The organism is Rhodococcus zopfii NBRC 100606 = JCM 9919, assembly GCF_001895025.1.
Taxonomy (GTDB): Bacteria; Actinomycetota; Actinomycetes; order Mycobacteriales; family Mycobacteriaceae; genus Rhodococcus; species Rhodococcus zopfii.
The window spans coordinates 36115-54365 of the sequence record NZ_BCXI01000040.1 but is presented as its reverse complement, the minus strand read 5'-3'; the positions used below and the strand labels follow the sequence as shown (position 1 = coordinate 54365).

Here is an 18251-nt window from a genome sequence, read left to right as displayed (position 1 = left end):
CGGTGTCCGGCGAAAGCGAGCCGGGGGCGACTCCCCGGGTCCGCGAATCACCGTCCGGATGAACGCGGAATCGCGCCCACCTGTCGTTACCATCGACCGATGGACCCGGTCCGCAACCCGTATGCCCCGGGCGCGGGACAGCGCCCGCCCGAACTCGCCGGCCGCGACAAGCAGCTCACGGCGTTCGAAGTGGTGCTCGAACGTATCGCGCGGGGCCGGCCGGAGCGGAGTGTTGTGCTCACCGGGCTGCGCGGTGTCGGCAAGACCGTGCTGCTCAATCACCTGCGCTCGGCCGCGATCGCCCGCAGCTGGGGCACCGGCAAGATCGAAGCGCGCCCGGACCAGGACCTGCGGCGACCGCTGTCGTCGGCGCTGCACATGGCGGTGCGGGAGATCGCGGCGGCGCACCCGGACCGCGAATCGGTCGACTACTTCCTCGGCGTCCTCAAGTCGTTTGCGCTGCGCGCCACCGCGGACAAGGGCATGCGGGAACGCTGGCAGCCGGGGATCGACGCGCCCGCCGTCAAGGGTCGCGCGGACTCGGGCGACATCGAGATCGACCTCGTGGAACTGCTCGTCGACGCGTCCGGTCTGGCCCGCGACGTCGGGGTGGGCATCGCCCTGTTCATCGACGAGATGCAGGATCTCGGCGCGGCCGACGTCTCGGCGATCTGCGGAGCCTGTCACGAGCTGAGCCAGGACGCCGCACCGCTCATCGTCGTCGGTGCGGGCCTGCCGCATCTACCGGCGGTGTTGTCCGCGTCGAAGAGTTACTCGGAGCGGCTGTTCACCTATCACCGCATCGACCGGCTCGAACGTGCCGCCGCCGACCTGGCGCTCATCGCCCCCGCCGAACGCGAGGACGTCGAGTTCACCCAGGACGCGCTCGATGCCCTCTACGAGACGGCCGACGGATACCCCTACTTCGTGCAGGCCTACGGCAAGGCCACGTGGGACGTGGCGGCGGCGAGCCCGATCACCGCGGAGGACGTGCGGGTCGGGGCACCGGCGGCCGAGGAAGAACTCGCCGTCGGGTTCTTCGGATCCCGCTACGAACGTGCGACGCCCGCCGAACGCGAATACATGCGTGCGATGGCCGACCTGTCCGGTGACGACGGGCCCGTCGCCACGTCGAAGATCGCAGCGGAACTCGGACGTAAACCGGCGTCGTTGTCCCCGGCGCGGGACGGGCTCATCAAAAAGGGGCTGATCTACTCCGCGGAGCGCGGCTTCATCGGATTCACCGTGCCGCACTTCGGGCGGTATCTGCGTGCTCAATCCGATTGAGCTGCAGCCGGATACGATTCAGAGCCCGGTGCTGGGCGATGCGGACCGCGCCCGGCGTGGTGCCGAGAAGTTCGGCGGTGCGTTCCGTGCTGTAGCCCTGCATGACGCGCAGTTTCAGCACGAGCAGTTGCTGTTCGGGCAGCGTTGCCATGAGTCGCTGTGCGGCAGCGATCAACTCCTCGTCGAGCACGGCTTCCTCCGGCCCGGGCGCCGCCACCTCGTGCACGTGCGGCGCGGACCGGGCCGCGCTGCGGCGGGCGTCGGCGATCTTGCGGGTGGCGATACCGAACGCGAAACGCAGCACCGAGGTCCCCCGGTCGCGGTAGCGAGGCAGCGCGCGGGTCAGTGCGAGGCACACCTCCTGGGCGAGATCCTCGACCGGGGTGTGGGCCCGGGTGTGCGCGTCCATCCGTGCGTCGCAGAAACGCATCACGTGCGGATGGACCGAGCGCACCACCACGCCCACGGCGTGCGGTTCACCGGCGACGGCGCGCGGAACCCAATTGCGGAGCAGTGCTTCGGTTTCGGTGTCGGTCACGGTGGTTCCTCTCGGGGCGGTAATTCGACACCTCGAGCCTGCGCCGCCGCAGCGTCACGAAACAGCACCCCTGGGGGTGGTCAGTCCTCCACCCACCGCACGACGTCGCCGAGCTCGGCCCGGTCGGTGCGGCACGTGTTCGCCGGATGGGACTCGTCGGCGTAGCCGAACGAGATGGCGCACACGATGTCGCGCTCATCGGAGATGTTCAGCTCGTTGCGCAGCGCCGTCGCGGTCATCGCGACGGCGGCCTGGGGGACCGCGGCGATGCCGAGGGCCTGCGCGGCGAGCAGCAGGGTGGCGACGTAGCCGCCGCAGTCGACGGCGCCGTACGTGCCGAGCTGCTTGTCGGTGGTAACGATCGCGACGTGCGGGGCGCCGAAGAACCGGTAGTTCTCGAGCATCTGCCGGGTGCGCTCGGGATAGTCGTCGCGGGCGATGCTCAGTGCGTTGTACAGGGCGTATCCCGCGTTGCGCCGGCGCTCGGCGTACTCGCCGCGGTACTCGACGGGACCTGCGATGTCCGGGTCGAGGAGCCCGGAGGCGGCCTGCTCGTACGTGGCCGCCCGGAGCCGGTCGGTGGCGTCCCCGCTGGTCACGTGCACCTGCCACGGCTGCGAGTTGCACCACGACGGGGTGCGCTGGGCCATCCGCAGCATGCGTTCGATGTCCTCGCGCGGCACCTGCTTGGACAGGAACGCACGGCAGCTGTACCGGGCGTCGAGCAGCGTCGACAGCATGGTCGCGTCGGAGTTGGTCGCGTCGGAGACGGTCATGACCTCACGATCCCACACCCGAGGAGTTAGCGCTCGTTCAGGGTCTGTCCGTCCAGACCCGCCCGGTGGTGGCGGGCGCGGTAGTTCTCGCGATCGAACCGGCGCATGCTGGAGGTAACGAAATCGACAGCCGCCGCCCGGTCCGCCGTCGGCGCCCCGGGCGCGGACGGGAGCCACCATGTCGGAGAACGTTGCGTGCAAGCTCATCGGAGACCATCTGATGTCCGGGGAGATGGTCCCCGGCGAGGAGATAGCGATCCGGATCGACCAGACCCTCACCCAGGACGCCACAGGAACCCTGGTGATGCAGGAACTCGAAGCGCTGCATCTCGATCGCGCGCGGACGGAGGTCAGCGTCCAATACGTCGACCACAACCTGCTGCAGGCCGACGAGAAGAACGCCGAAGACCACGAGTACCTGCGCACCTCCTGCCTGCGGTACGGGCTGTGGTTCTCCAAGCCGGGCAACGGGGTTTCACACCCGACGCACATGCAGCGGTTCGGGATACCGGGCAAGACGCTGGCCGGATCCGATTCGCACACGCCTGCGGCCGGCTCGCTCGGCATGCTCGCCATCGGCGTCGGCGGACTCGAGGTGGCGCTGGCCATCGCCGGCGAGCCGCTGAACCTGCGGATGCCCGAGATCTGGGGTGTGGAGCTGACCGGCGCTCTGCCGCCGTGGTGCTCGGCGAAGGACGTGATTCTCGAGATGCTCCGCCGGCACGGCGTCAAGGGCGGAGTCGGGCGGATTCTCGAATATCACGGGCCTGGACTGGAGACGCTGACCGCGATGGACCGGCACGTGATCGCGAACATGGGCGCCGAACTCGGTGCGACCACCACCGTGTTCCCTGCCGACGACGCGGTGCGCGAGTTCCTGAGGTCGGAGGGCCGGGAGAAGGACTTCGTCGAGGTCGTCGCCGACCCGGGCGCGGGATACGACCTCGTCGAGCACGTCGACCTGTCTTCCATCGAACCGCTGATCGCGAAGCCGTCGTCGCCGGGCAATGTGGTGGCCGTGCGTGAGGTCGCCGGGGAACCGGTCGCACAGGTCGTCATCGGATCGTCCGCGAACCCCGGACTGCGCGACTTCGCGATCGCGGCCGCGATGGTCGCCGGACGGCAGACCCTCCCGGAGGTCAGCTTCGACATCAACCCGTCCTCGCGGGAGATCTACTCCGACCTCACCCGCATGGGTGCCACGCTCGACCTCGTGACCGCCGGAGCCCGCATCCACCAGTCCGGATGCATGGGCTGCATCGGCATGGGGCAGGCCCCCGCGACCGGGCGGAACTCGTTGCGCACCATGCCGAGGAACTTCCCCGGTCGCTCCGGTACCCGGGAGGACTCGGTGTGGTTGTGTTCGCCGGAGACCGCGGCAGCCTCCGCACTGACCGGTTGCATCACCGACCCGCGTGATTGGGCCGCGCAGGCCGGCATGGACTACCCGACACTGGAGTTGCCTGCGGCCGCGTCGGTGAACACCGCGATGCTCGCCGCTCCGCCGCCGGAGGAGGAGGCACGAAACATCGAACCGGTGAAGGGACCGAACATCTCGTCGCTGCCCGATTTCCCGCCCTTGCCGGACCGGATCGAGGCTCCTGTTCTGTTGAAGGTCGCAGACAACATCTCCACCGACGAGATCTCGCCGGCGGGAGCTCGGGCATTGCCCTTCCGGTCCAACATCCCCAAGCTCGCGCAGTTCACCTTCACCCAGGTCGACGAGACCTATCCGGAGCGGGCCGCGGCCACGCACACCTCGGGACACATCGTCGTCGGCGGGGAGAACTACGGGCAGGGATCGTCGCGTGAGCATGCTGCCATCACGCCGCGGTATCTCGGTCTCCGCGTCGTGCTCGCGAAGTCGTTCGCGCGGATCCACTGGCAGAACCTCGCGAACTTCGGTGTCCTCGCTCTCGAATTCGAGAACCCGGACGACTACGACGCGATCGAGCAAGGCGATGTGTTCGTCCTCGACGGGCTGCGTGACGCGCTCGTGGCCGGGCCCGATCTGTCGGTGCATGATTCGACCCGTGAGGTGGACATTCCGGTGCGGCACAGGTTGTCGCCCCGTCAGCTCGAGGATGTGCTGGCCGGCGGCATCATTCCGAAACTGGCACTACGGGAACGAGGCCGGTGACGGCTCGATCACGGATGCCGGAACCCGGTAGTTCTCGCGGTCGAATCGACGAGTGCGCAGCCGGTACCGCCACGCGCAATCGGGCCACAGCGATCGGTTGACGCCGTCGCGGTCGAGGTACCAGCTGTCGCAGCCGGACGTCCACGCCGTTCCCGCCGACCGGTCGGCCATCTCGGCAGCGAACCGGGCCGGTGCCTGCTCGTCGACCTCGAGCGCGTCGACGCCCTCTTGGTCGGTCGCGTCCATTGCTGCCGCGGCATAACGGAACTGGGATTCGAGCATCGTGAGAACCGAGGTGTGGGCCAGGCCGGTGTTGGGACCGCCGAGGACGAACGCGTTCGGAAACCCCGCGACGGTGATACCCAGGTGCGCCTGCGCACCCTCGCGTGCCCACTGCTCGAGGAGGATCTTCCCGTCCCGCCCGGCCACCGGGACCGATGCGAGCGCACCGGACACGTGAAACCCCGTGGCATACACCAGAACATCGGCGCGGTGCTCGCGACCGTCCGCGGTGACGACGGAGTCCCCGGCGAGCCGTGCGAGCGGTGACGGGACCAGTTCGACGTTCCCGCGACCCAACGCGGGGTAGTAGTCGTCGGAGAACAGCAGCCGCTTGCATCCGATCCGGTAGTGCGGGGTCAGTGCCTCGCGCAGGGCCGGATCGGCGACCTGATCGTGCAGGTGCCGCAGCGCACGGGCCTCGAGCCGGTCCGGTGACCCAGTGAAGGCGCTCGATCGGGCTTCCGCGCGCCAGTATTCGAGTGTCCGCCGGACCGGGCGCGGGAGCGGTAGCCGGGGGAGGGTCCGCGGCAGGATCCACGGCGCGGTGCGCTGGACGACGGTGACGCGAGCCGCGACCTCGGCAACCTGGGGGACGACTTGTATTGCGCTGGCACCCGTTCCGACGACCGTGACGTGCCGCCCGGTGAGATCGAGCGCGTCGTCCCATCGGGCGGTGTGAACGGCGGGACCGTCGAAGGTGCCGGCCGGGCGGGGGATCCGGGGTACGTTGAGCGCGCCGACCGCCACGATGAGGAAGCGCGACTCGTAGCTGGTTCCCCGGTCGGTGGTGACGTGCCAGCGCTGCGTGCGTTCGTCCCAGCGGCACCCGGTGGCGGCGACCCCGCACGTGATGCGCTCGCGCAGGCCGGGTGCGCCGGCGAGGTCGTGCAGGTGCGCGAGGATCTCGGGTTGCCCGGCGCGGCCGCGTGCCCACGTCGCCTGCGGTGCGAACGAGTACGAGTACAGCGCCGGCGGGATGTCGCATTCGCAGCCCGGGTAGGTGTTGTCGCGCCACGTCCCGCCGACGGAATCCGCGCGTTCGAGGACCCGCACGTCCCGGCCGAGACGGTGCAGGTGCACGGCCGCGCCGAGCCCCGCGAATCCGGCGCCGATGATGAGGACTTCCGTGAACGACAGCACTTGAACAGTGTTCAAGTCAGCCCGTGAACAGTCAAATCGGGAAATCTCTCGATGTCTGGGATAAATCCGAGAAAGCCGGATACCCGGCTGATCAGACGAGGTCCTCCTCATCACCGGGTGCGCGGCGCCGCAGCCCGCGATAGGCCTCGGTGGGGGTTCGACGCCCCGCAACCACCGCCTCGACCTCGGCGGCGATCGGCATCTCGACGCCGTACTCACGGGCGAGTTCCATCACCGTCGGAGCGGTCTTGACACCCTCGGCGACCTGCCCCAGTTCGGCGACCGCCTCCTCCACGGACAGTCCGCGCGCGATCGCCTCACCGACCCGGCGGTTGCGCGACGCCGGGCTCATGCACGTGGCGATCAGATCGCCCATGCCGGTCAGGCCGGAAAAGGTCCGTGGCTGCGCGCCCATCGCCACGCCGAGCCGGATCATCTCGGCGAGTCCCCGCGAGAGCACCATCGCGCGGGTGTTGTCGCCGACCCCCAGTCCCTCGGCCATGCCGGCCGCGATCGCGACGATGTTCTTGAGGACCCCACCCAGCTCGCAGCCGAGTACGTCGGTATTGCGGTAGACGCGGAACACCTTCGACGCGAACAACGGTTGCAGCGCGCTCGCGACCGACTCGTCCTGCATCGCCACCACCGACGCGGCGGCCAATCCGTCGGCGATCTCGCTGGCGATGTTCGGTCCGGCGAGCAACCCGACCGGATGCCCCGGCAGGCACTGCGAAATCACCTCGGTCGGCCGCAGCCGCGTGCCCGGCTCGAGACCCTTCGCGAGCGAGACGACCGGTACCCAGGCGCGCACCTCGTCGGCGATCCGGTCGAGCGTTCCCCGCACCGCGTGCGAGGGCACCCCCACGACCAGCACATCCGCCTCGTGCGCGGCCTCGATCAGGTCGTCGGTGGCCCGCAGGTCGGCGGGGAGCTCGCGGTCGCCGAGGTAGCGGCTGTTCCGGTGCTCCTTGTTGATCTCCGCCGCGGTGTCGGAACTGCGCGACCACACCAGCGTCGGCGTGTTCTGGGCCGCGAGCCCCGCGACCGTGGTCCCCCACGAGCCGGAACCGAGAACGACGACGCGAACCGGACGTGCCATCTGCGATCACTCCTACCTGGTCTGCCAACGAGCCCTACGGATCCTCAGCGTGTCAGGTCGCTGGATGCGGCGGGGACATTTCGGGCGGTCGGGAACCGAACAACCCTCGATCCTTGCGCACATCCGGAGAAATTCGATTGCGGTGCGAGGTCGGCGGGTTCACCATCGGAACCGGTCGAAGCGGGACAGGAACCCGCGCGTCACCGCGAATTCAGGAGCACCACCGTGAACGTCGATGTCCCACCCGGAATCGAATCGCTGGCCGCGTACGGCTGGACCCCGCAGATCGCAGAGCGATTCGCGGGCAGTGATATTCACGGATCACCCGGGCGGATCGTGCGTGTCACCCGGGGCTGCGGCGAGGCCGTCACGTCGGCGGGACCGCTCCGAGTGCGGCCGTCCGGCCACCACGTGTGCACCGGCGACTGGGTGATCGTGCGCGAACCCGCCACCGAGGGCGACACGATCGGTGCGGTCTGCGCGGTGCTGCCGCGGGTCGGGGTGATCCGTCGTGCCGACGCATCGGGACGTTCGGAGGAACAGGTCCTCGCCGCCAATGTCGATACCGTCGTGGTGACGGTGGCAGCGGATACCGCGCTCGACCCGGGACGCGTGGAACGCCTGCTGGCACTGGCCTGGGACAGCGGTGCGCAGCCGGTCGTAGCGCTGACGAAAGCCGACCTCGCGACCGAACCGGTGTTCAGCGGGATCTCCGCGGTCGCACCCGGGGCTTCGGTAGTGGAGGTGTGCGCGCCGAACGGATCCGGCCTGAGCGAGTTGCGCGACCGGATCCACGGCACCGTCGTGTTCGTCGGCGCATCCGGCGCCGGGAAATCGACTCTGGTCAACGCATTGTGCGGGCGCGAGATCCAGGCGACGGCACCGGTGCGACAGCGCGACGGCAAAGGCCGTCACACCACCACCGAGCGGGAGATGTTTCCTCTGGGTGACGGACTGACCCTCATCGACACACCGGGGCTGCGCGGCGTCGGGATGTGGGAGGCGGGTGCCGGTATCGCCGCGGCCTTCCCCGAGGTCGACGAGCTCGCGCAACACTGCCGATTCACCGACTGCGCGCACGAGAGCGAGCCGGGATGTGCGGTCCGCGCCGCCGTCGAGGACGGCGACCTCGACGCGCGGCGGGTGGAGAGTCATCGCAAGCTGCGGCGCGAGAACGCCTGGGTTGCGGCCCGCTCGGATGCTCGGTTGCGGCACGAGCGTACCCGGGAGGCCAAGGTGATGAGCCGAGCGATCCGGGCGTACTACCGCGACCGCTGAGAGGCTGCGCCTGCTCCGGTCCTGGGGATCGCCTGCTTCACGGTCCGGGGGGAGGGTCCTCGGGCACAACCGGAGCAGTGTCATCAGGGTGCGAGTCTCGAAAGAGGCACCCGGGGAACGATCCTGGTCAGATCGCCCATGCGGAGCAGTACCCGTAGCGGCTGTGACGGCGGTGATCGGGTCGGCGCGACTATTCGCTTGCTGCCCAGGCAAGCCGCGATCGGCGTTCGTGTGTTTCGGCGACTACCTCGAGTCGCCCACCACGTCGAGCGCGGCGCTACTGGATCGATCGATCCCGGTGCTGTCGTGGAGATCCTCTGCCGCACCGGCATGTCACGCCCATGCACCTCACCGGGTAGCCGAAACGGCCGGACAGGCAGGCCCGTCTGGCGGACGCCGCTTCAGTCGCTCCGTCCGACACCGCGATCGGGTGCGCTCATGTCTCCCGTCCCCGGCGTGCCGCCGGCGAGCCCATAGCGCAGGAACACGACACCCTTCGGGCCGGCCACGGGCGGTTCGAGGAGGGTGACGTTCGTGGGCACCGCGCCCCCGTCGAACACCTTCTTACCGACGCCGAGCACGATCGGGTGCACCCAGAGGTCGAGCCGATCGAAGAGTTTCTCGCGCAGCAGGGTCTGCACCAGATTCAGGCTCCCGACGACCTTGACGTGCTCGTGCCGGTCACGGATCTCGCGCACCGCGTCTGCCAGGTCCGGGCCGAGCTGCGTCGTCCCGGACCACGAGAGGTCGGGCCTGCCGCGGGAGGCCACGTACTTCGGGACGCTGTTGAAGAGCGTGGCAATGTCGTTGTCCTCACCACCCTCCTGGTACGGCCAATAGGCGGCAAAGATGTCGTACGTCCGCCGGCCGAGCAGGAGAGCGTCCGTGCCCTCGTATGCGGCACCGACCTGCGCTCCGGTGACCTCGTCCAGCAGAGGTGCTTGCCAGCCGCCGAACCGGAACCCCACCGGGTCCTCGTCGGGGCCGCCGGGCGCCTGCCCGACGAGGTCGACGGTTGCGAACAGTTCGATGTGGATGAGGCCCATTCCCTGCTCCCGGTTGGTCGGTTTTCTCGGTCTCCGATTCCGCGGTCGTCGTCCTGACCGGGTGTCACTGCTGCCTGCGCCTGGGGCGCGGGGTGCTCCGGCGCTGTTCGGAGACGTCGTCGAGGAACCTGAGGATCTTCTCGGCCGCCGAGTCCAGGGCACTGTTGGTCTTGTGCTTGGCTGCGCTCTCGACGGCCTTGCCGCCGACATCACCGACGATGTCGGGCAGGCCCTTCGGTTCGGTCTGGGAGATCTCGAGCCGATTGACGGCCTCGGCGAAGCGCAGGTATGTGTCGACACTGGCGACGACGATGCGGGCGTCGATGGTAACGAGTTCGATGCCGACGAGAGAGACCCGCACGAACGCGTCGATGACGAGGCCCTTGTCGAGAATGGTGTCGATGACGTCCGCGAGGCCCGACGAGTTCGGGCGGGCCATCGTCGCGCCGCCGTTCTCGCCGCCGGCGGGTTGAATCGATGTCATGACCGTTGCTCCTCATCGTGTGGCGCTCACGGGGGCGCTCAGCCGTAATGTTGCGGCGCAACGTCATTTGCCAGGGAGCCGGCCGAGGGAACCGAATCGCATTTTTCGGGCGACGCAGGTGTCACGCCTCCATCATGCTCCTTCGGCGGTCCCTCGCGTCGGCGATCCTCGGCGTTGTCGCCGTGCCTGTCCCGAGGGCACTCCGAACGGCCGTACGGCCACGGCGCCCCAGTCCCGCCACGGCGGGCACGGTGGGGGAGGGCGGCCGTTCAGGAAGCGGATCGTCGCGTCCTCGAATGCTGCCGATGTGGGCAGGTTCGGGTGGGCGACGCGCGCCGGGCACCCGTTTCGTTCGACATCGAGCCGCCGGCCGTCCGCGATCAAGGGCAGGTCGGTGGCCGCGGGCAGGCTCAGAGCGCGCACGCTTTGTGGAAGTGGCTGAGCAAGAATGGATTCCGCAGCTCCCTTCGTGCCGAGCAGTTCCCGCGCGGCGGGGGAGTCCGGGTCGAAGTGGAAGCGGACCAGGTCGGCGGCCGGTGCGGCGACCCGCAGCAGGTCGCCCAGGACGCGGCCGGGCTCGTCCACGTGCGGTGGGGGGTAGCCGGTCGGGGTGCTCGGAAACGCGCCGACCAGCAGCAGCGTGTCGACGTCGACCCGCCCGGTGGCGACGGCTTCCCACACCACCCAGACGGCGTGCGAGTGCGCGGCGACCACGAGTGGTCGAGGCAGTGCGGTCGCCTGCTCGGCGAACAGATCGACCTGCTCGTGGAACGGCCGCTGGGTGTCGTCCGGCCCGTAGGGGGTTCCGGTGCGAATCGGGCAGGTCGCATCTCCCTGCGGCTGCCCGTCGCCCGGCCCGGCATACGAGAAGTAGTACACCTGCTCGCAGCGATAACCGAGGCGGTGCACGTCTGTCGCGTAGATACGGCCCCGGCCCGACGCCGAGTTGATTCCGGACAGGATCAGCAGCGAACCCGGTTGTGGTGGGCCGGGTTCCGGCTCGGTATACCCGGGGGTCGCGACGAACGCGACCGACGCGGCGGTGAGCACCGCGGTGAGCGCGGCCAAGGCCGCCCCCGGCCGGCGCAGCGACGGTCGGTCCATCGCCCGGATCGTCAGGCCGGTCGCGACGGCCGAGACCGGCACGAGCGGCACGGTAAGGACCGGGAGTCTGTCGGCCACGGCACCCAGCGCCAGGATCACCGCGCAGTACGGCAGCATCACCTCCAGCCGCAGCCCCCGTCGCCAGGTCAGCGCGACGGCCTCGGACAACTTGGATCCGCCCTGCCACGGCACCGGGCCGAGGGTGAGTACCAGCACCCCGATCAGGGCGACGGCGGGCCAGAACAGCCGGGAGTACAGGACCGCGTACGCGGAGGCGTCGGCCATCGCCGCCAGCAGTACCGGTCCCGACGCGATCGTGTAGAACAGGGCCGCGAAGCGCAGGCGGCGGGTGTCGAGGCCGCCCAAAAGCCATGCCATGAACACCACCCGGGCTGCGGTCACGCCGGCGAGCAACGTCAGGAACACTGGCCACGACGACGCCCGCGACAGCAGGAGCCGCAGGTCGGTGAACTGATCCAGCGGCGGCAGTGCCACCAGGTGGATCAGCCCCGGCCAGGTGGGGATCGCGTTCGTTGCGGCGAGCAGCACGACGAGCGCCGCAGCGGCCGCAAGAGGCCACCAGCGCATCCACCGTCCCCCTCCGGCGCGACCGGATCGCGGACCGGCTCCGGTCAGGGTGTCTTCGTCCGTCTGTCCACTTCCTTCTCGACGGCGACGGCGAGGTCGTGGACGACCCTGGAGTGCCATTGCTTGTGCGCTTCGAGGTCTGCGGCGAGTGCGTGGCAGTCCGGGCATTCCTGCGCGGCGCCGCTGGGCTGGGTGTGCTCCATGGTGTTGCACCTCCTGGAAGGAATCTCCGCCTCCACCGTGACACGAATGCGGAACGTAAGCCACGTGCCGGCGCCGAGGGGGACACTTCGGGGTGCGCAGCGGATACCGTGACGTGGGTGCAGACGGTAGGAGTCGACCTCGCGGCGGAGCCGGCGAAGACGGCGGTCGCCACCCTCGCCTGGGAACACGGCACCGCGACCGTTCTGGAGTTACGGCTCGGCGCCACCGACCGGGACGTCGTGAACGCGGTGGCCGCGGCGGACCGGAGCGGCATCGACGCACCGTTCGGCTGGCCCGATGGGTTCGTGGACTTCGTCGCCGCGCACCACCGCCTGGAACACTCGCGCGAACGCGTCCTGAGCAGCCGCTCGGGACGCCTCCCGTTGGTCCGGCGGTCGACGGACCGCGTCGTGCATGCCGAAACGGGAATCGTCCCGCTGAGTGTGTCCGCGGATCTCATCGCGCATGTGGCGCTCCGGTGTGCGGGCCTGCTCGCAGAACTCGAGGCCGTCGGGGTGGATGTCGACCGGGTGGACGGGGCCGTGGTCGAGGTGTATCCCGCCGCTGCGCTGCGGGGCTGGAACCTGCCCTTCAAGGGCTACAAGAGCGCGAAGAACTGTGAGGCGCGGGCCGCATCGGTGGCTGCACTGGAACGAGCCCTTCCAGAACTGAGGCTCGGCGGCTTCCGGGATCTCTGTGTCGCCTCCGACGACGCGTTCGATGCGGTTGTCGCCGGCCTTGTCGCCCGAGCTGCAGCGCTCGGAAGAACTACCCGGCCCGATGCGGCGCAGCGGGCTGTAGCGGCCCGGGAGGGCTGGATCCATTTGCCGCTGTGCGTAATCGGTGAGCTGCTATGACTGCCGCTGGGCAGTGTCCCGTCGGTCCGAGGGTCTGACAGGGCCTCTCACAGTCGTCGCTCGGTCCAGTCGCCGCGCTCGAGCAGCCACGACATGGCGACGCCCGCGACCAGCCCCCAGAACGCGGCGCCGATGTTCCAGAACGCGACATTCGATGCGGTGACCACGAACGCGACCAGTGCGCCCATCGTGTGGGTGCGACCGAACCCGGCGGCGAACGCGCCCTGCAGCGCCCGCAGCATCGCCAGCCCGCCCAGTGTGGCGACGAACGCGACGGGTGCCGCGGTCATCCACCGCACGAACAGCGGTGCGAACGAACCGAATACGATCGCCAGCGCCCCGCACGTCACCGTGGCGGTGTACTGGCGGCTGTGGTCCCCGGAGGACACCAGCAACGCGTTTGTCGGACCGGTCAGGCACGTGGAGACGGCGCCGACGGCCGCCGCCGCGAACGACCACACCCCGCACGCGACCGTCGCGACGTTGATCGGCGGGTGGTGCCCGGCGCCCCGCAACACCGCCACACCCTGACCGTTCTGTACGACGAGCACCGTGATGGCCAGCGGAACAACGAGTTCGAGAATGGCCGTCCACGTGAACACCGGCGCGGTGAACACGGGGGACGCGAAGACCCCGGCATCGTCGCCCGCGGGGTCGAACCGGCCCGACACCCCGACCGCGACGACGCCTGCGAGCAGCGCCCCCAGGATCGGCGGCATCCAGCGGCCGAGGGCCGGAACCGCGCTGAGCGCCAGGAACACCAGGACCATCGGCACCGCGATCGCGACATCGGCGTCGAGAGCCCGCACGAGGTCCACCCCGAACTTCAGGAACACCCCGGCGACCATCGCCATCACGATCGGCATGGGCAGGGCCGACATCGCGCGCCGGACCAGGCCCGAAAGCCCCAGCAGCAGAATCAGTGCGGACGTGACGACGTAGGCGCCGATCACCTCGGGCCAGCTCAGGTGCGAGAGCGATTCGCCGACGACCACCGTGCCGGGAATGGTCCAGAAGAACCCGAGCGGCTGACGGTACGCGAGGCTCATCGCGATCGTGAGAATCCCGTTGAGCACAAACACGCCGAATATCCACGACGCGAACTGCGACGCACTCAACCCGCCGGCGGCGCCGGCGGCGAGGATCACCGCGACCGGGCCGGTGCACGAGAAGATCAACCCGACAAGGCCGTTGGCCGCATAGCCGGGTCCGAGATCACGGCCGAACCGGCGCAGCGTCGTGCGTGGTCGCGCGGGGCGTTCGAACAGGAGGCTACCGGTATCGGGCCGGGTGTCCTCGTCGACTGCGGTCATCGATACAACTACTCCTGTTCTCGGAATCGGGCTGCGAGTTCGCTCCGGGACCGGATGCCGAACTTCGCGTACACGCGGGTCAGGTGGTACTGCACGGTCTTGACCGACAGGAACAACTCGCCGGCCACTTCCTTGTTGGTGTGGCCGGCAGCGACGAGCGCCGCGACCGACTGCTCCTGCGGGGTGAGGGCGACGGCATCGGCCGTTCGCTCCGCGGTTCCCTCGCCGGCCTTCAGGCCGCCGGCCTTGAGTTCACGATCGCAGCGCTGCACGTAGCTGGTCGCGCCGAGCGTCGAATACAGTTCCCGGGCCGAACGCATCACCGCATCGGCTTCGCGTCGCCGTCCCGCCCGGCGCATCGTCTGCCCGTATGCGTACGCCACCCGGGCCCGGTCGTAGGGCAACGGCAGCGGCGCCAGATCTGCGAGTGCCGATTCGAAAGTATCGCGGGCCCCGTCGATGTCGCCGCGCGAACCCTGGATCCGGCCACGCACGAACCCGAGCCGTGCCCGCGCGGATCGGTGCCCGCGTGCGGCGGCGCGCTCCTCGAACGGTCGCAGGAACGCGTCGGCATCGTCCACCTGCCCGGTCATGACGAGCGCATTGGCGTACAGGTCCGGCCAGGGCCAGAAACCCGGTTCGTCGAGCCCCTCCCGGTGCTGCACGGCGACGAGTGGTTCGAGATGCCGCAGCACATCGTCGTACTCCGCGGCGACCTCGGCGCACTGCGCCGCCGAGATCGCCGACGGTGCCAGCATCATCGCGTAGTCGTTGGTGCCGGCGCGGCCCCGCAGCAGATGTTCGCGCGCTCTGGTGCGGTCCCCGCGCAACGCGTGGATCTGCGCGCCGGTCCAATGAACCAGGGGCCGAAGAAGATCCAGTCCGGTGCGGTCGAGTTGCGCTGTGGCGCGGTCGACCGTGCGGATCGCATCGTCCCACTCGCCGAGCGCGAACTGGGTCCGGGCCAGCCATGCCTGCGCCCACAACGAGATTCGCAGCGAACCTCCGCGGAACACGGTGGGTTCGGCGGCTTCGAGTTCCGACCGCGCCCGGTCGGGGTCGTCGAGCGCCAGGGCCAGCCAGCCTTCCGCCATGCGGACACGCTGGCTCTGGGCGCCGAGCCGCACGTGATCGGACAGTGTCGCGTACGAGGAAACCGCCTCGTCGACATGTCCGGTCATCGCGAGACCGAGGCCGCGAACGGCCGCGGATTCGACGGCGGCCGGAGTGTCCCGCGGCACCAGATCGGCGGCGCGGTCGGCCCACTCGACGAGTTCGTCGCCGCGCAGCCGGGCCAGCGAGTGCAGCACCATGCGCTGGCAGATCCGCGCGGCGAGCTGAGGGTCCGCGGCCGGGTCGCCGAGCGATGTCCACGCGCGGGTGAGCAGTTGATGTGCCTCGGCGGCGCGCCCGCGCTGGACCGCCAGGTAGCCGAGCACCGCGTCGCGCATCGGACCGTCGGGGGCGCTTTCGATCTCGGGCAGGAACGTCTGCGCCTGCGGGAGGTCGGCGGCGCCGGTGAGCGCGTCGACGCCGCGGATCAGGCGCTCGGTGCGCAGCTCCCGGTCCGGGGTGATCCGGCTGGAGATGATGAGGGCTTCGGCCGCGTCGGACCACGCTCCGTCGGACGCGCGTGCCTGCGCGTGCCGATCGAGGTGGTCGGCGAGGTCGGCGTCGGCCCGGGGGGTCGCGGAAACCAGGTGGAACAGGGATGCTCCCTCGTTGTCGACGACCTCCGCGGCCCGGGCGTGCAGTTCCTGCCATCGCGCCGGGCCGAGTCCGTCGGCGACGGCGGCACCGGTCATGGGCTCCGGAAACGACAGCGTGACGACGCCGCGCTGCTCTCGCATCGTGAGCAACCCGGCGGAGTGGGCGTCGTCGAGAGCGGCCGTCGGGTCGTCCAGACCGGCGAGGGACGCGGCGTGCGCGAGGGAGCAGTCGGTGCCGAGGATCGCCGCGGATTCCACGAGCGTGCGAGCCGGAGCGGAGAGCCCGGCGAGCCTGCGGCGCACCATCGCGGCGTGCTGTTTCGGTGCGGGGAACCGGTCCTGCCAGCGATGCCACTGCGACCGCGGGACCTCGTCGATGACCTGTAGGGTCGGGTGCGGACTGCCGAGGGTGTGTTCGTGCAGACGCCGCGCTGTCCACGCCGACAGGTCGATGCCGGCACGTGTGAGGGCCAGTTGCGCGATGTCCGCGGGCGTGAGCGGGCCGACGTGCACCGTGACGGTGCGGTGCATGTCGAGGATCCGGGCGATCTCGTCGGTGACGGTCTCGGGCAGGACATCGGGGATCAGCCACAGCATGAGCAACGGGCGACCGTGCGCGCGGCGCGCCAGCGACGACAGTGCTTGCAGCGATTCGGGATCGGACCGATGCGCGTCGTCGACGACGATCACCGTGGGGCCGGTCAGGTGCGCGAGTATCTCGTGCGCGACGTCGACCGGATCCGTCGCCGTCACCGGCGCGTGCAACAGTTGCTCGGCGACGGACCACGGGCGGTGCGACTCCCACTCCGCGCAGGTTGCGCCGAGAACCGTCCAGCCGGACAGTGATTCGACGAAAGTTCGCACCAGAATGGTCTTTCCGATGCCGGGTGGACCCCCGACGAGGGCGAGACCGGGGGTGCCGGTTCGCGCCTCGTCGAGGATCCGCTCGAGCTCTGCGAGCTCGCGGGTACGTCCGACCAGCATGGAAGGTCCCGTCACGCCTCCACCGTAGCCGCGACCGCGGGCTCCGGTTCGGCGTTCGGGGCGGCCGGCCGGGGCGGCACGAAGAACGTGACGACTGCACCGGCCAGCGCGATCCCGGCGAAGATGTAGAAGTTCACGTTGTTGCTCAGACCGGCACCGATGAGCAGGCCACCGATGATGGGTCCGAAGATCCCGCCGAGGCGACCGAACCCGGCGCACCACGCGACCCCTGCAGCCCGGGCCCGGGTCTCGTAGTAGTTGGAGACGAATCCGTAGACGAGGACCTGGGTGCCGATCGTGCCGACACCGGCGATCGCGACCGCCGCGAGGAGCACCGGCAGCGGGAACCCGAAGGTGAGCAGCACCAATGCGAGGGCCGCGAGACCGAAGGTGGTGACGACGACGGGCTGGGGTCCGCGCCCGTCCGCGACCCGGGAGGCGAGCAGGCCACCGATGATCGCGCCGCCGTTGAGGACGAGCAGGAACGCCAGCGAGCCCTTCGCGTTGTACCCGGCATCCGCCATGATCTTCGGAAGCCACGTGTTCAACCCGTAGGTGAGCAGCAGTCCGGCGAAGCTCATGAGGCCGAGAAGTGTTGTACCCCAGGCATAACGGTGAGTGGCCAGGGCGGCGAACCCGGCCTTGTCGACGGTCGGTGCCGACGGTGCGGGCATCGGGATGCCGAACTCGGAGCAGACCGTGGTGGCGTCGTCGGTACGACCGCGCGAGATCAGCCACTGCGGCGACTCGGGGAGTTTCACCACGGCGAGGGGCAGCAGGATCACCAGGGGCAGCGCGCCGATCAGGAACAGGCCGCGCCAGCCGATCGCGTCGCGCAGCACGATTGCCAGCAGCGATGCGAGGACCCCGCCGGCGGGGACACCGCTGTAGACGATCGCGTTGTAGAGATTGCGCTTGCCTGCCGGTGCGAACTCGGCGACGACGGCACCGGCGGTGGCGACGAGCCCTCCGACACCGATGCCCGTGAAGAACCGCAGTGCGCCGAACATCGCGAGGTTCGTCGACAGTGCCGCGGCGGCCATGCCGACGGAGAACCAGACGATGTGCAGGAGCATCATCTTCCGGCGACCGACGCGGTCACCGAACGCACCGGTGGCCAGCGCGCCGACCATGACGCCGACCAGCGCGTACGAACCGAGCGCACCGCCCTGTTCCGCCGAGATGTGCCCGAGCTGGCCGGGATCGGCCATCAATGTGGGCAGGATGGTGCCGTAGACGACCAGGTCGTATCCGTCGAAGACGATCGCGAGCGTCGCGAGGGCGACGATCCAGAGGACGGAACGGCGGTGCTGCGCACTGGCCCATTCGGTGGGCTGGGTCATAGTCACTCCAGTTGGTGAGGGGAATCACAGAACGATCGGAGGAGAAAAATGGGCCTCACCGTCGGGGCCGGATGCGGCC

Annotated in this window: 15 protein-coding genes; 4 read left to right on the top strand and 11 right to left on the bottom strand. The window is 69.6% G+C overall.

What is annotated here, in order from left to right:
• The first annotated feature begins 99 nt into the window (after positions 1-99).
• Positions 100-1287 carry a DUF8462 domain-containing protein gene (locus RZ1_RS22855; protein ID WP_072814810.1) on the top strand — a complete coding sequence of 396 codons (1188 nt, stop codon included), beginning with the start codon at positions 100-102 and terminating at the stop codon, positions 1285-1287.
• Here the strand turns inward: RZ1_RS22855 and RZ1_RS22850 are convergent.
• Both RZ1_RS22850 and RZ1_RS22845 read right to left on the bottom strand, forming a co-directional pair.
• Positions 1241-1825, bottom strand: a complete 585-nt coding sequence (locus RZ1_RS22850) for a sigma-70 family RNA polymerase sigma factor (protein ID WP_072814809.1) — start codon at positions 1823-1825, stop codon at positions 1241-1243. The genes RZ1_RS22855 and RZ1_RS22850 overlap by 47 nt on opposite strands.
• An 80-nt stretch (positions 1826-1905) precedes the next feature.
• Positions 1906-2601: a nitroreductase gene (locus tag RZ1_RS22845; protein WP_072814808.1), complete on the bottom strand. Its 696-nt coding sequence runs from the start codon at positions 2599-2601 to the stop codon at positions 1906-1908.
• A gap of 178 nt (positions 2602-2779) precedes the next feature.
• On the opposite strand from RZ1_RS22845, the gene RZ1_RS22840 reads away from it, so the two are divergent.
• Complete coding sequence (locus tag RZ1_RS22840; RefSeq protein WP_072814807.1) at positions 2780-4741, top strand: aconitate hydratase; 1962 nt, start codon at positions 2780-2782, stop codon at positions 4739-4741.
• On the opposite strand, the gene RZ1_RS22835 is transcribed toward RZ1_RS22840, so the two are convergent.
• Together RZ1_RS22835 and RZ1_RS22830 are read right to left on the bottom strand one after the other, a co-directional pair.
• Positions 4721-6163, bottom strand: a complete 1443-nt coding sequence (locus RZ1_RS22835; protein ID WP_238071981.1) for a flavin-containing monooxygenase — start codon at positions 6161-6163, stop codon at positions 4721-4723. The genes RZ1_RS22840 and RZ1_RS22835 overlap by 21 nt on opposite strands.
• A gap of 91 nt (positions 6164-6254) precedes the next feature.
• On the bottom strand, positions 6255-7262 hold the full coding sequence (locus tag RZ1_RS22830; protein ID WP_072814806.1) for an NAD(P)H-dependent glycerol-3-phosphate dehydrogenase: 1008 nt from the start codon (positions 7260-7262) through the stop codon (positions 6255-6257).
• Between the two features lie 225 nt (positions 7263-7487).
• On the opposite strand from RZ1_RS22830, the gene rsgA reads away from it, so the two are divergent.
• The gene (gene rsgA, locus RZ1_RS22825) at positions 7488-8540 is read left to right on the top strand and encodes a ribosome small subunit-dependent GTPase A (protein ID WP_072814805.1); all 1053 of its coding nucleotides are present in this window, start codon (positions 7488-7490) and stop codon (positions 8538-8540) included.
• Positions 8541-8941: 401 nt separating this feature from the next.
• Here the strand turns inward: rsgA and RZ1_RS22820 are convergent, their stop codons facing one another.
• The 4 genes from RZ1_RS22820 to RZ1_RS30655 form a co-directional block, all read right to left on the bottom strand.
• Positions 8942-9586 (bottom strand): dihydrofolate reductase family protein, encoded by a 645-nt coding sequence (locus RZ1_RS22820; protein ID WP_072814804.1) that lies wholly within the window; start codon positions 9584-9586, stop codon positions 8942-8944.
• A 64-nt stretch (positions 9587-9650) separates the two neighbouring features.
• Positions 9651-10025 carry a gas vesicle protein GvpJ gene (gvpJ, locus tag RZ1_RS22815; RefSeq protein WP_072814839.1) on the bottom strand — a complete coding sequence of 125 codons (375 nt, stop codon included), beginning with the start codon at positions 10023-10025 and terminating at the stop codon, positions 9651-9653.
• Positions 10026-10202: 177 nt separating this feature from the next.
• Positions 10203-11762, bottom strand: a complete 1560-nt coding sequence (locus tag RZ1_RS22810) for a hypothetical protein (RefSeq protein ID WP_072814803.1) — start codon at positions 11760-11762, stop codon at positions 10203-10205.
• Between the two features lie 44 nt (positions 11763-11806).
• Positions 11807-11965: a hypothetical protein gene (locus tag RZ1_RS30655; protein ID WP_169918065.1), complete on the bottom strand. Its 159-nt coding sequence runs from the start codon at positions 11963-11965 to the stop codon at positions 11807-11809.
• Between the two features lie 117 nt (positions 11966-12082).
• Between RZ1_RS30655 and RZ1_RS22800 the strand changes: the two genes are divergently transcribed.
• Positions 12083-12823, top strand: coding sequence for a DUF429 domain-containing protein (locus tag RZ1_RS22800; RefSeq protein WP_072814838.1), 741 nt, complete (start codon positions 12083-12085; stop codon positions 12821-12823).
• Positions 12824-12870: 47 nt separating this feature from the next.
• On the opposite strand, the gene RZ1_RS22795 is transcribed toward RZ1_RS22800, so the two are convergent.
• From RZ1_RS22795 to RZ1_RS22785, 3 genes are read right to left on the bottom strand one after another with little or no spacing between them, the layout of a single operon-like run.
• Complete coding sequence (locus tag RZ1_RS22795; protein WP_072814801.1) at positions 12871-14136, bottom strand: benzoate/H(+) symporter BenE family transporter; 1266 nt, start codon at positions 14134-14136, stop codon at positions 12871-12873.
• A gap of 8 nt (positions 14137-14144) precedes the next feature.
• Complete coding sequence (locus tag RZ1_RS22790; RefSeq protein ID WP_072814800.1) at positions 14145-16829, bottom strand: helix-turn-helix transcriptional regulator; 2685 nt, start codon at positions 16827-16829, stop codon at positions 14145-14147.
• An 11-nt stretch (positions 16830-16840) separates the two neighbouring features.
• Positions 16841-18172 (bottom strand): MFS transporter, encoded by a 1332-nt coding sequence (locus RZ1_RS22785; RefSeq protein ID WP_072814799.1) that lies wholly within the window; start codon positions 18170-18172, stop codon positions 16841-16843.
• Between the last annotated feature and the right edge of the window lie 79 nt (positions 18173-18251).